The 15,940-nt window shown below is 40.9% G+C and carries 13 protein-coding genes; 11 read left to right on the forward strand and 2 right to left on the reverse strand.

All coding sequences use genetic code 11. From position 1 onward, the window contains the following. Positions 1-42: 42 nt before the first annotated feature. The 6 genes from NY014_RS10585 (at position 43) to NY014_RS10610 (ending at position 8,447) form a co-directional block, all read left to right on the forward strand. Positions 43-423, forward strand: a complete 381-nt coding sequence (locus NY014_RS10585) for a RidA family protein (protein ID WP_259414556.1) — start codon at positions 43-45, stop codon at positions 421-423. Between the two features lie 480 nt (positions 424-903). Then, positions 904-1,392 carry a hypothetical protein gene (locus NY014_RS10590; protein WP_259414557.1) on the forward strand — a complete coding sequence of 163 codons (489 nt, stop codon included), beginning with the start codon at positions 904-906 and terminating at the stop codon, positions 1,390-1,392. Between the two features lie 76 nt (positions 1,393-1,468). Then, positions 1,469-2,869: a class II fumarate hydratase gene (gene fumC / locus NY014_RS10595; protein WP_259414558.1), complete on the forward strand. Its 1,401-nt coding sequence runs from the start codon at positions 1,469-1,471 to the stop codon at positions 2,867-2,869. A 1,094-nt stretch (positions 2,870-3,963) separates the two neighbouring features. Next, positions 3,964-5,064 (forward strand): SH3 domain-containing protein, encoded by a 1,101-nt coding sequence (locus NY014_RS10600; RefSeq protein ID WP_259414559.1) that lies wholly within the window; start codon positions 3,964-3,966, stop codon positions 5,062-5,064. A 133-nt stretch (positions 5,065-5,197) separates the two neighbouring features. Further along, positions 5,198-6,259, forward strand: coding sequence for an SAP domain-containing protein (locus NY014_RS10605; protein ID WP_259414560.1), 1,062 nt, complete (start codon positions 5,198-5,200; stop codon positions 6,257-6,259). A 796-nt stretch (positions 6,260-7,055) separates the two neighbouring features. Next, a complete protein-coding gene (locus NY014_RS10610; protein ID WP_259414561.1) occupies positions 7,056-8,447 on the forward strand; it encodes a sulfatase family protein in 1,392 nt (463 codons plus the stop codon). 784 nt (positions 8,448-9,231) lie between these two features. On the opposite strand, the gene NY014_RS10615 is transcribed toward NY014_RS10610, so the two are convergent. Both NY014_RS10615 and NY014_RS10620 read right to left on the reverse strand, forming a co-directional pair. Continuing rightward, the gene (locus NY014_RS10615) at positions 9,232-11,001 is read right to left on the reverse strand and encodes an adenylate/guanylate cyclase domain-containing protein (RefSeq protein WP_259414562.1); all 1,770 of its coding nucleotides are present in this window, start codon (positions 10,999-11,001) and stop codon (positions 9,232-9,234) included. Between the two features lie 146 nt (positions 11,002-11,147). After that, positions 11,148-11,642 carry a hypothetical protein gene (locus NY014_RS10620; RefSeq protein ID WP_259414563.1) on the reverse strand — a complete coding sequence of 165 codons (495 nt, stop codon included), beginning with the start codon at positions 11,640-11,642 and terminating at the stop codon, positions 11,148-11,150. Positions 11,643-11,864: 222 nt separating this feature from the next. On the opposite strand from NY014_RS10620, the gene merTP reads away from it, so the two are divergent. The 5 genes from merTP (at position 11,865) to NY014_RS10645 (ending at position 15,680) form a co-directional block, all read left to right on the forward strand. Then, complete coding sequence (gene merTP, locus NY014_RS10625; protein ID WP_259414564.1) at positions 11,865-12,467, forward strand: mercuric transport protein MerTP; 603 nt, start codon at positions 11,865-11,867, stop codon at positions 12,465-12,467. Continuing rightward, the gene (locus tag NY014_RS10630) at positions 12,464-12,673 is read left to right on the forward strand and encodes a GDCCVxC domain-containing (seleno)protein (RefSeq protein ID WP_259414565.1); all 210 of its coding nucleotides are present in this window, start codon (positions 12,464-12,466) and stop codon (positions 12,671-12,673) included. The genes merTP and NY014_RS10630 overlap by 4 nt, the downstream gene beginning before the upstream one ends. Positions 12,674-12,931: 258 nt before the next feature. Then, the gene (locus NY014_RS10635; protein WP_259414566.1) at positions 12,932-13,672 is read left to right on the forward strand and encodes a hypothetical protein; all 741 of its coding nucleotides are present in this window, start codon (positions 12,932-12,934) and stop codon (positions 13,670-13,672) included. Between the two features lie 40 nt (positions 13,673-13,712). Next, positions 13,713-15,065 carry an ADP-ribosylglycohydrolase family protein gene (locus NY014_RS10640; protein ID WP_259414567.1) on the forward strand — a complete coding sequence of 451 codons (1,353 nt, stop codon included), beginning with the start codon at positions 13,713-13,715 and terminating at the stop codon, positions 15,063-15,065. Between the two features lie 201 nt (positions 15,066-15,266). Then, complete coding sequence (locus NY014_RS10645) at positions 15,267-15,680, forward strand: hypothetical protein (RefSeq protein WP_259414568.1); 414 nt, start codon at positions 15,267-15,269, stop codon at positions 15,678-15,680. Positions 15,681-15,940: the final 260 nt, after the last annotated feature.

Genomic DNA, 15,940 nt, shown 5'->3' on the forward strand with positions numbered 1-15,940 from the left:
TTCGAGTAAAAAGTTTTATAGTTTACAATCATAGAATACTAAATGGCAAATCAAATCATTTTCACTCCAGAAGTTCCGGCTCCAATTGGTCCTTATTCACAGGCAGTTTTGGCGGGTAATACCCTCTATGTTTCCGGACAAATCCCTTTGGACGCAGATAGCGGGGAATTGATCAATGAAAACATCACGGAAGAAACCCATGCCGTGATGAAAAACCTGGAGGCCGTACTTCGTGCTGCGGGTTTCAGTTTTGCGGATGTAGTCAAATGCACCATTTTCATCAAGTCCATGGATGATTTCGCAACCATCAACGAGGCCTATGGACAATATTTTAAATCCAACCCTCCAGCTCGTGAAACCGTCGAAGTCAGCAAACTCCCCAAAAATGTGAATGTGGAGATTTCCTGTATTGCGGTGAAGTGATAGAGAAGGTGGGAAGGTTGGAAGGTTGTAAGGTTGGAAAGTTTTAAGGTGGAAAAGTGAGAAGGTTGGAAAGTGGGAAGGTTGAAATTAGTGTCACCCTGAGCACATGACCGATGGGAGTCGGGAGGCAAGAATGGTCCTCGACTCCCTGCCTACCGGCAAGGCAGGCGCTCGGACTGACAGTAAAGTAGGTGCTCGGACTGACAAAAATTCTTCATTCCTAATTCAACATTCATCATTCTACATTAAAACCCCGTCAACCGACCTCTCTGCCCCTCGTACTTCGTAACTCGTAAATCGTCCATCGTAACTTTTTTTCGAACCTCACTTCATCATTCCTAATTCAGCATTCATCATTCTACATTAATCCTCGTACTTCGTCCATCGTATTTCGTACTTCCTTTCGTACTTCGTAAATCGTAAATCGATTCCTAATTCGTAAATTGATAACACTATCAACAAAATGCGAGTTATAAACCCATGAATCTCATCCCTTTCTACACCGAAACGCTGGTCAGCGCTCTTTCCAAGGAGGAGGTCATGGAACATATTTCCCGCAAAACCCGGGAAGTGAATTTTTTGGATAAAAATCAGCTAAGCAATCAGGCAGGCATCGCTTTCAATGGCATCGTGGGAAATCAAAGTTTCCGCCTTTCCAAAGTTATTCAGCGCAGCAATACCTTTCTTCCCCTTATCCTCGGGGAAGTGGAAGACACGCCTCGGGGATCCATTATTTTCCTCCGCTACAAACTCTTCCCCGGAGCTCTCTTTTTTGTGCTTTTTTGGACAATAGTCCTCGTAGGATTTTCCGCTTACTACCTAGGAATTTCACAGGAATACCTGAATGGAGGAATCTGCCTGGGATTGGCTTTTATCAACTATTTTCTCGCTGTTTTTCTCTTTCACCGACAGGTAAATCAGTCCCGCAAGGATTTCCATCAAATCATCAATTACCAATTGAAGGATTAAATCGGGTGGATCTAGGGAAAAAGGCTGGCAGACATTAATTTAGCGGCCTGTTAAACCGAAACAAAAACCCAATATCATGAGCATCCGAATTGAAAAAGATACCATGGGCCCGGTAGAGGTCCCTGCTGATAAGTACTGGGGCGCACAGACCCAGCGATCCATCAACAACTTCAAAATCGGTGGCGAGAAAAACCGCATGCCGATCGAAATCATCCGCGCTTTCGCCATCCTGAAAAAGGCTGCTGCCCAAACCAACGCTGAATTGGGTGTGCTTGCCCAGGAAAAAGCCGATATCATCTCTACCGTTTGTGATGAGATCTTAGCAGGAAAACTGGATGACCAATTCCCATTGGTGGTTTGGCAGACCGGTTCCGGTACCCAATCCAACATGAACACCAACGAGGTGATCGCTTACCGAGCGCATGTATTGATGGGAGGTTCGCTGGAAGATGCCAAAAAATCCATCCACCCAAATGACGATGTGAACAAGTCCCAGTCTTCCAATGACACCTATCCGACGGCTATGCACATTGCGGCTTACAAAATGGTGGTGGAAACAACCATTCCGGGTGTTCAGAAATTGCGGGATACCTTGGATGCCAAAGCCAAGGCTTTCAAGGATGTGGTGAAAATTGGCCGAACCCACTTTATGGATGCAACTCCCCTTACCTTGGGTCAGGAGTTTAGCGGCTATGTAGCTCAATTGGATCATGGATTGAGAGCTTTGAAAAATACCTTGAGCCACTTGTCTGAACTGGCCTTGGGAGGTACTGCGGTAGGAACAGGTTTGAACACGCCAAAGGGCTATTCGGAATTGGTAGCGAAGAAAATCGCCGAACTTTCCGGTCAGCCTTTCGTCACGGCTCCAAACAAATTCGAAGCTTTGGCTGCTCATGATGGCATGGTAGAAGCACATGGTGCCTTGAAGCAATTGGCTGTTTCCCTGATGAAAATCGCCAATGACATCCGCATGCTTTCTTCCGGTCCACGTTCCGGTATCGGCGAAATCCTAATTCCTGAAAACGAACCAGGTTCCTCCATCATGCCAGGTAAAGTCAACCCAACCCAGGTAGAAGCCATGACCATGGTTGCCGCGCAAGTAATGGGTAATGACGTAGCCATCTCCATCGGTGGATCCAATGGACATTTCGAACTGAATGTATTCAAGCCTTTGATCGCAGCCAACTTCCTTCAGTCCGCCCGCTTGATCGGGGATGCTTGTGTATCCTTCAATGATAACTGTGCGGTAGGCATCGAACCAAATACCCCTGTCATCAAGCGTCACTTGGAAAACTCCTTGATGCTGGTAACTGCCTTGAATACTCATATCGGCTACGAAAATGCAGCTGCCATCGCTAAGAAAGCACACAAAGAAGGCACCAGCCTTCGTGAAGCTGCCATCGCCTTAGGCCTTCTCACCTCCGAGCAATTCGACGAATGGGTGAAACCTGAGGATATGATTGGGAGTTTGAAGTAATTGTCGGTCAACGGTCCACGGACGACAGTCCACAGTTTGCAGTGGGCGGTTTCCAGTTTACAGTAAACAGTGTTCAGTGAGCAGTAAGCAGTCCATAGCAAATAGACTATAGTCCATAAACAATACGCCCCAGCCATGGACTATAGACTAAAAAAACCATGGTCCATGGACTATCAACTATCGACTATAAAGCCTTTCCAGCAATGGGGAGGCTTTTTTTGTTCACCACAGAGAGCACAGAGAGTTTTTCGAGTCTAACCCGTCATTGCGAGTTTACCTACCGTAGGAAGGTTTACCTGCCGACAAGGCAGGGAGGCAGAGCGAAGCAACCTCCATTGTGGTCCACTGTCCACAGTCGACAGACCACAGCCGATACATCTCTGTCCATTACCCCCCTGCTATGGACCATGGACCGTGGACTATTGACTAAAAAAGGCCAAAAAATACCCATTTTAGGGGATTGCGGGGAAGGATAAAGCCCACTTACTTTGAACTTAGTTTTATAGCTGATTTTTCTGATTGACTTTTAGAAATGTGGAAATAGACCACACAAAAAATAAAGGTTAAATAAAACCAAACAAGAATTCTAAGGAACGGTTGATTATGGTTTAATTTAGCAAAAAGGCTTTCCTGTTTAGGGAAGCTTTTTTTGTAAACCACAGAGAGCATAGAGATTTTTTCTGTCTAACCCGTCACTGCGAGTTTACCTGCCGTAGGAAGGTCTGTCTGCCGTAGGAAGGCTTGCCTGCCGACAAGGCAGGGAGGAACGACGAAGCAGTCTCATGGTGAGGTCCACGGACCACAGTCAACAGACCACAGCCGATACATTTCTGTCCATTACGCCCCAGCTATGGACTTTTGACTAAAAAAACAGGAATTAATTTCAAAAAAGCGTCAATTACTCAGTTTATGGGATAGGTTTTTAGTTTGAAATGCTTTTCTTTGAAAAGAGCGAATGGGGATTTTCAAATCAATCTAGTCTAAAACTCCCTCCAAAGGCTCAGAAGAAAGTGAAAAAAGCGCATTTATATACCAATACTAGGGATATAAACGCCACGAAGTTAGGTATATAAGCAAGTTGGCAGCAATATAAAATGAGTACTCTACAGGAATTAATAAAAGCAATGCAAAAACAAAATGAGCAAATACAAAACTCTTTTGGATTGAACTCTTTGCAAGGGTTAGCTAAGGCGATTTCTGAACAAAGTAAATTACAGAACAAATTAACCGGGGTAAGTGGACTCACTGATATTGCTAAGTCAATATCTAATCAAATGAAAACTTTCAATACAGCAGTACTGGGCAACAGTATCACGGCACAAATAAATACAATGCAATACCCCAAAAATCAAAGTGCATTATTGGGGCTAACATCTACCCTAGAAGAAATAGCAAAGACTAATCAAAAACTTTCTGACAATCTATCTGGGTTTGCTTCAAGTCAATTATTGCTTTCAAGTAACCTAGCAGAAATAGCTAAATCATTAAGCCAAACGCACCTTGATAAATTCAATAGTATTGATGTTGCTCTAAGAGGAATTTCAAAGGCATATTTTAAAAATGTAACAATAAGTCGTGCATGGGATGACATCAAGGTAGCGAAAGAAGCAAATGAAACAATTGCAAATGCATCAGATGATTTATTGAGCCAAAATAAAAAAGTAACAGTTCAAGATCTTGACAATTTGAAACAATCAATTGTCCTTGAACTTTACGGATTGGTTGGTAAAACTAAAACAGAGAAAGCAAAGCAATTCATTTTCGAATTAATTACAATTATCAGCTTTCTTCTGACATTTTATAGTTTCCACAAACAACAGGTGGATTTGAGCAATCAAGATGTCATAGAACAGACAAGGTCTGAAATCGAGAAAATGAATAAAGAACTCTCAAAGAAAATTGAGACTGAACTTCAAAAACTCAAACAAATAAGATTTGCCCGAACAAACGTCAATTTAAGATACGCTGACAAAAAGAACAGTAAAATAATTGGTCTCGTTAAAAAAGGACAAAGAATTACTGTGATTGAAATAAGGCATAAGTACATACTTATTTCCTACATAGACGCTGAAACAGGAGAACCCAAATCAGGTTTTGTAGTCAAAAAGTACTTTGAAAAGGAAAAAAGAAATACTGCTCGAAACAACGGGTATAGTGCATGCCCTTCGGGACACGTACCATACCCAAACCGTTAAACCCAACAAAAAATGACCAAAGAAATCTGTCCAAATTGTGGAGCAAAAACTGGGTTCAGATTAGTTTCTAAAGGGTATTTTCAATATTTTAGAATTTTGTAGTTTTATGTAATAGTTAATATTCCAAATTAGTATGGACTTTTTTAAACGATTTTTTGGAAATCCCGACAGTGAAAAAAAACATAGCCGAAATGAACAAGGAAATTCATATCCAAAATATAATTATGAGTTAGAGTTTTTAGATGCTTTAAATAAAACGCCCACAAATAAACTCTTTGGTTTAAATACATATTGGGAAGGGAGATATAAAGAATTGCTTGGGAATTTGAGTCCAATTCTAGAAAAGTTTCTTTCTCAGGGAATGCTAGAAATAAGTTTAAAAGAAGAAGCACTCAAGGTTTCAGAATTAAAGAAAATCCTAAATGATAATAACCTTCCCCAATCAGGCAAAAAAGAGATTTTGGCAAAAAGGGTTTTTGAAGAAGTAGCAGATAAAAGCTATGCGGCTAATTTAATTCCATTTTATAAGCTTACTCAAAAAGGGCAAGATGCAATAGATCTTTATAGAGAGAACTTTTTCAAAGAGTATTACAACTTTCAATTAAATCAAGCTGATCTCTTTTTACAAAAGAACTTAAATGAGCTTGAGTCCAATCATTTTCAGTTTCGAGAACTCCACCCTGATCAAAGATATTTATTGGGGAAGTTTGACTCATTTGGTGAAAGGGCCAAAAGTATCTTAAAAAAACTTTGTCAAAATGAGGGCTTTCGAATTAAATGGAATTTCCTACCTGAGTTTGAAAAAAGACTTCGGGTATTAATTGCCTTCAAAGAAATTGGTATCCGCTTATTTGACGAGTTTAAAAATGAATATTTAAAAGAAATCGATCTCGATGAGCTGTATCCTATAATTCAAGGCAATCCAGAAAGATTAAACTTTGGATCAAAGGAAGAATTTGTAACTAATCTTGTGAATTTCGAATACCAATATTTTTGGAATCAGGGTAAACTTCAGGAAATCATTGATTATAGGAAGAGCAGTTCAAATTTTAGGTTTCAAGGTATCCAAGTATTAAATGATGGATGTGAATGCCAAGCAAAATATGGGGAGGAAAAATTCACTTGGGATAACATTAAAGATTTACCGGTTTTGCCTAGACATGTAAAATGTCGCTGCATTATTAATTTGATGTGATTAGTGAGATCAAATCCAATCCTTAAACCCAAAGCGTAGCCCACCTCTACGCTTTTTTATTTCACCCATTTCCCAACCCCAAGAGGGTACTTCCCAAGTGGGGGAGGGTACTTCGGAAGTACCCCTCCCCACTTCAGAAGACCTCGCTTGAACCTTTTTACTTCTCCGTTGGACCTCTGAGGTCCTCGCTTGGACCTTTTTGCTTCAAGCTTGCACCTTTTTGGTCCGACGTTGAACCTTTTTGCTGATTTCGAGGACCTTTTTACTGATCGCTTGAACCTTTTTGGCGGAACGTCGAACCTTTTTACTCATCGCTTGGACCTTCTTGGTGCAAAGCCGAACCTTTTTGGTTCAAGCGAGCACCTTTTTGCTCAATGAGTTCACCTTTTTGGTTCGACGTCGGGCCTATTTAGTGGTCTATTTGGCTAAACCACATAGAAACATAGCCCACATAGTTTTTTTGAATAAAGAATAGCTCAGGACGGGTTACTATTTAGGTAAAGCAAGAGTTTGGCTAAAGCCAATCAGGATTGGCATTTCCTTATCCCCGAGTTAAAACTCGGGGCAATTAATACATGTTCTAACCATTTTATTGTGGGATTAAAACCACATAGGAACATAGGACACATAGTTTTTGATGGAATGAGGAGCATCAAAATTCTGTGAAGTCAACAATTCAATAGCCCCCGATTTTAATCGGGGGAAGGTGATTAAACGCAGTCTATAAGCGTGAAGAAAATCGGTTAGCGCCGAGCTTGTCTAGGTGATCCACCGAATCGATTCCTTATATTGAAACATGAAAAAATCCCTCTTGCTCCTATTCTTTTTTCTCCTTTTCCATGGTGGATTTGCCCAAAATGAAAATCGCCCGAATATCATTTTTATCCTCACCGATGATCAGCGATGGGATGCCTTGGGTTTTGCAGGAAATCCCATCATCCAAACCCCGGAGATGGATGCCCTAGCTGAGGAAGGAACTTTCTTTGAAAATGCCTTTGTGACAACGCCTATCTGTGCGGCTAGCCGAGCGAGTATCCTCACCGGACTATATGAAAGAACGCATGGCTATACCTTCGGTCAAGGGGATATCAGTCAGGCATTTATGGATCAATCCTACCCGGTAGCACTAAGAAAAGCAGGCTATTTCACCGGCTTCTTTGGGAAATTTGGCGTGAATTACTCCGAATTCTCTGCACTTTTTGATGTAGGGGAAAGCTATGATCGAAATGGTAATTTCAAGGACCGAAGAGGGTACTTTTTTAAAACAATTGGGAAAGACACAGTCCATCTCACAAGGTATACCGGACAACAGGCCATAGAGTTTATTAAAACTGCTCCGGAAGACAGACCTTTTATGCTTTCCCTCAGCTTTAGTGCCCCTCATGCTCACGATCCTGCCGAGTTGCAGTATTTCTGGTCGGAGGAATTTGATGATTGGTATGAAGATGTGGAGATCCCAGCACCCAGCCTAGGGGATGAAGCTTATTTTTTGGATCAACCCGACTATGTCCGAATGGGTGAAAACCGCACCCGATGGCATTGGCGCTATGATACACCTGAGAAATACCAACATAGCGTCAAAGGGTATTACCGTATGATCTCAGAAGTAGATGCTGAGATTGGGAAAATCAGAAGGACCCTGGTGGAGAAAGGCTTGGCAGAAAACACGATTATCATTTTGATGGGGGATAATGGATATTTTCTCGGGGAAAGACAGCTTGCCGGGAAGTGGTTGATGTATGAAAATTCGCTTCGAGTCCCTTTGATTATATATGATCCGAGAAAAGCGGGAGGCAAAAGAAAAGAAGATTTGGCTCTGAATATTGATGTGCCTGCCACGATTTTGGATTTGGCTAATATTGAAATTCCGAAATCCTGGCAAGGTGTTCCGCTTCATGGTGTAGAGCTGAGTGAAAGAAAATCCATATTGGTTGAACACCTGTGGCAGACTCCCATCATTCCGCCGAGTGAGGGTATACGAACGGATCGCTGGAAATATTTTCGCTATATCAATCATCCCGAGCGGGAAGAGCTCTATGAGCTAAGGGAGGATTTTCTGGAAAAAAGGAATTTGGCAGGGGACCCTGCCTTTCAGGAGGTTTTGCTCCAGTTGAGAGGGCAACTGGAAGAAATGATCAATGCTGGGTTGGAGGAAAGAAAAAGACTTCTTTCTCAGGAAAACCCATAGTGGAAAGGATATTTTGAATGCCTTTAAAAACTAAGAAGAATGCTATTTGGCTTAAGCCAATCAGGGTCGGCATTCCTTATCCCCGAGTTAAAACTCGGGGCAATTAATGCGGGTTCTCACCAATTTTAAGAATATTGAACCACATAGGAACATAGGGCACATAGTTTTTTTGAATAAAGAATAGCACAGCGTTTTATAAGAAATGAGAAGAAGTTACTATCGCTCCCTTCCTGCCTTTGAATCAGGCGGTGATTGAACGCAGTCAATAAGCGTGAAGAAAATCGGTTAGCGCCGAGCTTGTCTCGGTGATCCACCGATTTTTAGCGTTTGACAAATTCAAGCAGGAATGGTCCGAAGGCCATTCCAGCCTGATTCAGGCAAGAGGTTTTTTGTTACTTTTTGACAGCAAAAAGTAAGGAATAGAAAAGCGATAGAAGTCCTCAGGATGGGTTACTACTAAAGAGAAAAATATTTGGCTCAAGCCAATCAGGATTGGCATTTCCTTATCCCCGAGTTAAAACTCGGGGCAATTAATGCGGGTTCTCACCAATTTTAAGAATATTGAACCACAAAGGCACATAGTTTTTGATTTAGAGATTAGCATTAAAATCAGGTAAAAACCATCTATTCAATAGCCCCCGATTTTAATCGGGGGTAATAGATCGACACCCTCCAACCCCAAACCATTTTAATGGTTTTTTTAAACCACATCGAAACATAGCGGACATAGTTTTTGATAAATGATTCTGGGTTTGGGAGATGAAGACTTTACCTACTTTCCCCTTCAGCCCTTCAAAAAATACATATCCCATATCCCGCGATTTTTGATCTCCACACTGCCGCGGTATTCACATTCAAATTCATCCTTGATGATCTCATAGGTCGTACCAGAGATATTGATCTTTCCTTCTTCTGAATTGCTTTCCATTCGGGAAGCGATATTGACGGTATCTCCCCAGATATCGTACTGCCACTTTTTGACCCCTACAATACCGGCGATAATAGGACCCGTGTGGATTCCTATCCGCATTTCAAATTGTACAATCCCTTCGGGCTTTGGCTTTTTAATAAAATCCATCATTTCCAATCCGGCACGAACCACATCAAAGGCATGCCGAGCTGTTTCGGTAGGAAGTCCACCGGCGCACATGTAGGAATCACCGATGGTTTTGATCTTTTCCAGCCCATACTTTTCTACGATCGCATCAAACTCCTTGAAATAATAGTCTATGCTTTCTACCAGCTGTTCCGGAGCGATAATTTCTGCCATGGTAGAAAAACTCTTGAAATCAGTAAAAAGTACCGTAGCTGAATTGAAGCGATGGGCTTTCACTTTTCCATAAACCTTAAGCTCATCAGCGATTTCCTCCGGGAGGATATTGAGTAGGAGTTCCTCGGAGCGATTTTTCTCCTCTTCGATAATTTTTTTGGTCTCCTTTTCAAACTTGAAGCGTCTAAATGAGCCTATCGCCAACAAGGCCACCAAAATGAGCATCAGCAAAACTCCGTAGAGCAGCAAGGTCTGCCGCTTAGCCCGTAGGGTAGCGATAGTCGCCTCACTTTCCAAAAGATCCACTTCGGCCTGTTTTTGAGAAACCTCGTAATCGGTTCGCAGATTGGCCATTTCCTGTACAGCCTGAATGTTTTTAACACTGTCCCGGTATTGAATATGCTTTTTGTAAAATTCCAGCGCTTTGGAGGAATTGTTCAGGCTTTCATAAATAGTGGAAAGTAATAGGTTCGCTTCGCTTATCTGATCTTTTAAACCATATTTTCCCGCGAGTTCAAGACTCCGTTGGGCATAAGCCAAAGCGGATTGGCGATCCCCTTTCTCCAAATAAATATTGGATAAGTAGTTTAAATAGTCGGAAATGGGATAGTACTCCTGATACTTTTCAAGAATCTCAATCGCCTGATTGATGCGACTTTCGGAGCTTATTTTATCTCCATATTCGGCGAATATCATCCCCATATTTCCAAGACAAAATGCCTGCCCTAATTCAAAATCTATCTTTTCGAAGATTAATTGGGCCCGCTCGACGAAGAGCAAGGCAGAGTCAAGCTTCCCCAATTTCAAATACTCATCTCCGGCATTGAAAACTGCCGATCCAAGAGCAGTGGAATCATTTTCCTGCTCAAGGATATCAATTCCTTTCCGATAATAAATGGTGGCGTTTTGACTGTTTTCGCTGGCTGAATAGGTGTCGGCGATCGTGATATAGGATCTCCCCTGCGCTTCCATTGACCCTGATTTCTGAGCATACCTCAGGGACTCTAAGAAGTATTCAAGGGCTTTGGACAAGTCCCCCTTATATTTGTAGGAATAGCCAATCATACTATTGGCGCTTGAAATATGGTTGTCGAGGGAATCTCTAAGCGCTTTATCCAAGTAGATTTCCCCATATTTCAAAAGACTATCCGGATTGGCCTCATACACTATGAGGCTACCCAAATAGTCTAGGTTTTCTTCACCGCTGGCATAGTATAATTCCTTGATGCTGTCAGCCTCAGAGCGAATCTGACTAGATTCCTCCTTAGACTGCGCAAGCGCCATACTAAAAATCGAAAAGTAAAGGAATAAGAAAACCAGATTTTTCAAGTTCAAAGGCTAGCTTTTAGGGCATTAAGTTTAGTCATATTCTTGGTTAGATTGCCTATTTATTAAGCCCTCTTTCAGAAGAGACTAGACAAAAATATCCTTTATGGAGTCGATGTAATTCTGATTTTTGGATCAAGTTGAAATGTCCGAGTCTCTCCAGTTGTCTGAGATCTTATGGTAAAGCGAATGGTATATTTTACCGTTCCATCAGGTGTATTATCCTCTATCTTTACCTTAGCCTTATTGCCTCCTCCTGGGATTGGATTCTGTGCAAATGCTGCAACATTTCCTGTCCAAGGAAAGTCTAAAAACTTAACTTGATAGTTTTCTTGATGAGGTCCCATATCAAAAATTTCCCAATTGACGAATTTGGAAGGATAGGCTGTAGACTCGAAATCAGAAGGTCTTCCATTGTTACTTCTTCCATTATTGTTATCAGAGATTTGAGAGTTATCCTCTACACTTCCTCCAAAAAAGATGGCTTCCGCATTAATTCTAAAATCGATTTTGATATCCTTTGCCCGCTGGCTAAATGCACTTGTTGATCCTAAAAATAGGAGGACAAGTGCCGCTAATAAAAAGCTGTTCTTTTTCATAGTGTAAGTTTTTTTGTCAGAATATAGAAAAAATTATGTAAAGCCTTAAATAAAATCAAATATCTCTTAAAACCATTCATTGGGGATTTTAAATAATTATGCTTTTACGTCAAGGAAAGATCGCTATTTACCCATTGATTTATTAGAAAATTCATCCTTAAAAACACCCATTTTAAGTATTGTACCCTTAGCTTTATAGGCTAAAAGGAGTATCAATAAAAAATGAAATCAGGAAACAAACTAGTAGGACTTGGACTTCTAACTGCAATTTCAGCTTCCCTTTGCTGTATTACTCCCGTTTTGGCTTTGATAGCAGGGACAAGTGGACTTGCTTCTACTTTTTCGTGGCTTGATCCTTTTAGACCTTATTTAATCGGAATAACTGTTGTTGTACTTGGTTTTGCCTGGTACCAAAAGCTAAAACCACAAACTCAAGTAGATTGCGACTGTGATAAGCAAGGAAAAACACCATTTATTCAGACTAAAAAGTTTTTGGGAATTGTGACCCTATTTGCAGGATTAATGATGGCATTCCCAATGTATGTTCATATTTTCTTTCTAAATACGGAAAGTCAAACAGTTGTGACTGACCCATTCAATATCAAAACAGCAGAATTTTCTATAAAAGGAATGACCTGTGAAGGCTGTGAACAACCTATAAACCAAGAAGTGAACAAATTGGCAGGGATTTTAAAAGCAACTGTTTCCTACGAGAATGGTAGCGCAGTCATTAAGTTTGATCAAACTCAAACTAGTATTTTCGAAATAGAAGAAGCTATTGATAGGACTGGCTTTATTGTAACAGAAAAGAAGGAAATAAGATGAAGCTAATTCTGCAATCAACCATTTCTTGCCCAGCATGCGGACATACGAAAGAGGAAACCATGCCTACAGACGCCTGTCAATTTTTTTACGAGTGTGAAAAGTGCAAGAAAGTACTGAAACCAAAACCAGGCGACTGTTGTGTTTATTGTAGTTATGGAACAGTAAAATGCCCCCCAATCCAAGGTGGGAAAAATTGTTGCAATTGAAATAATTTGAATTTATTGGTTTTAGCTTCAACCAATCTGGCTAATACTATATTGGGTTAGGTTTTTTATTCCCAATATTTTGAGGGTTCAAACCACATAGAAACATAGCACACATAGTTTTTTTAATTTTAAGGAGCTTGCTCATGATTTAAATGGATAAAGGAGGTTATGGTAGAAATCCAATTGTATTTTTTCCACAATTATTTCACAATTTCAAGAAAATCAATAGCTTAGATAATCTTTTAACCCTTCCCAGCCATGATAACCATCTCTGCAAAAGACAGCTATCGTCTTACCTCCCTATTGATGATCTTATTAATCCTCGGAATACAATGGGGATTTTATAAACCTTACATCAGCCAGTTTCCCAATTTTGTGGATTCTACTCCCACCATCCATATTCACGGAGCCCTATTAATGGGCTGGATGGTGCTCTTAGTGGTGCAGCCTATGCTCATTTATTTGAAAAAGGTAAAATGGCACCGAAGTCTTGGTAAAGTATCCTGGGTTCTAGGCCCCTTGATCATCATCTCCATGTTTTTGGTGGGAAGAGGTTCCTATTGGAGAGGCTTGGATTTCTTGAGTGCAAACCCTGATAGTCCTTTTGAATTGAGCGATCTCTTGGCCACCATGGTTTTGGATATCCGAGGGTATGTCACTTTCGCGATCTTTTGGGCCTTGGCCATGGCCTATCGAAAAAACTCTTCCGCACATATGCGCTATATGATCGGGACAGGCCTTTTGGCAATTGGTCCTGGAATAGGGAGAGGATTGTCAAATACTTTAGGTTTTTCCTTACAAGCAGCGCTAACTATAACTGATGTATTAGACCTGCTGATTGTAGGTGCCTTTTTGGGATATGATTTGATAAAGAAAAAGGACTACAAACCTAATCTCGTCATTTTCATCGTTTTCCTGATCGGTTCTATTCTTTGGCAATTCGATTACAGTAACTTTTGGCAAACCTTTGCCCAAGGCTATGCCGATCTTTTTTATTGAAGTAAGCCCAGTTGAAAAATCCATTTGGCAAAACCATTTAATGAAACTCAAATTCCTAAAAAAATACACGATATGCCTCTTGGGGGCTGCGCTATTGGCTTGCTCCACCGAATCCGTCCCCGAAAAAAATCCAAATCTAGAATATGTCTCTTATGAGGTGAATGTAACAGACCAAGTCTTGGATCGAGAGCAATATTACTCCAAACTTCAGGGTTTTTGGCTGGGCACCTGCATTGCCAATTGGACCGGATTGGTCACCGAAATGGATAAAATCGGAAATATAGGTGAAATCCAAACCGGGGCATTCTACACTCGAGAGGATTGGGGACAGCCCGATCAGCCCAGCATTTGGGGACAGGGGGTTCCAAGTACACTCTCACCGACTATTGACTTTGTGTTTGCCGATGAGGATAGCCTTTGGGGAGCGGATGACGATACGGATATCGAATACATCTATCAAGAACTTCTTCTTAGGAATCAAACTTCCTTTCTAACAGGTGAACAGATTCGGGAAGGTTGGCTTCGCCATATTCGAGCCGAAGAGGAAAATTACCTCTGGGTTTCCAACCAAAAAGCTTTGGACCTAATGAATGCGGGCTTGATCCCACCTGCCACCGGTGACCCTGCAAATAATCCCGAATACGAAATGATCGATGCCCAATTGACGACCGAAATTTTTGGATTGTATGCTCCGGGGAGACCTGATATTGCCTTAAAAATGGCGCATTTACCCATACAAACCACTGCCCGAAAAGAAAGTGAATGGATTTCAAATTTTTATGTAACCCTCTTTTCTCTTGCTTTAGCAACGGATACTTCTTTACCACTAAAAGATCAACTTTTTTGGATGGCTGAGCAGGCCAAAAAGGAATTGCCTCAGGACTCTTATCCCTTGCACATGTATGAATTTGTCAAAGCAAAATATGAGGAGGGAATCCCTTGGGAACAAGCAAGGGATTCGGTGTATTACCGCTACCAGGTCAATCAAATGGATGGCTATGATTTGACCAGTAGCAATTTGTACTGTAATGCTTGTTTTGCAGCGGGGATCAATTTTGCTGCGAGTTTGGTCAGTTACTTTTATGGAGAAGGAGATTTGATCGAAACCCTTAAAATCGGATCGCTGGCAGGCTGGGATTCCGATAATCCTACCGCCACTTGGGGAGGACTAATTGGCTTTATGATTGGCAAGGAAGGGGTAGAAAAAACCTTTGGTAGGAAATTTTCAAATCGTTTTCATATCCATCGAACTCGGGTGGGATTTGAAGGAGATGGAATCGACACTTTTGAAAATATGGCTAAAAAAGGGATTTGGATCGTGGATCGTGTCATTCAGGATGAGATGAAAGGAGGCATAGATCTCAAAGAAAATCGCTGGTATATTCCTAAGTAATGGAAGTTTTGAACCCCATAGGAACATAAGACAAATAGCTTTTTAATTTAATAGAAGAATCCAAATCCTATGAGAACCCCCCATTCAATTGCCCCCATATTAAAGAGGGGTCATAAGAATCCATCTTTTTCTAATCAAAGTATTTCAATGATTTCCGAAAACCAATTAAACCCTTCTTCGTACATGTGAAAAAATTAACCAATGAAAAAAGCATTGATTTTTTGGGCTGTTTTGGTTCTCTCCTCTTGCACAGGAGAGGAGAGTTCCTCCCGTACTGAAGAAAACCTTTTCCAAACACTTCCTTCAGGGCAATGGGGGATTAGCTATTTTGAAGATGGTGGTAGCGATCGAGCCAGTGATTTTGAAGGCATCAATTTTAATTTTTTATCGAATGGGCAGGTTGAGGCTTTCCGAGGAACTCAATTGCTCGATCTAGGAATATGGAGTACTAGCATAGAAAATCGCCGAGCAGAAATTGAACTTTCATTCCCAAGCAATCCTCTATTCGAAAATCTTAATGGGAATTGGTATCAAATACTCATAGGCTATGAACGGGTTACTTTTAGAAAAGACAATGAGATCTCAGAAGATCGATTAACATTTGAAAAGCTCTGAATTTTTCTCAGGATAAAAATACTTTTCCAGTCCCATAAAATTGATGAACATAGGGCTGTTGTTACAAATTGAATAAAGTTGCTCCTCTAGATTGAATCCATTTTCGCTTTTGAAATCAAAATTTGTGATTTAAGGAATCTATTCCCATTCTGTAAGCTTTAAAGTGTTAATAATTCAAAATTCAAGCATCGAAATTCTTCCTGTTGGGGTATTCAAACTAGATTGGGAGTTGGATCAAATACGAATTTGTAAGAAGACTT

Source organism: Algoriphagus limi, from assembly GCF_024919275.1.
GTDB classification, from domain to species: Bacteria; Bacteroidota; Bacteroidia; order Cytophagales; family Cyclobacteriaceae; genus Algoriphagus; species Algoriphagus limi.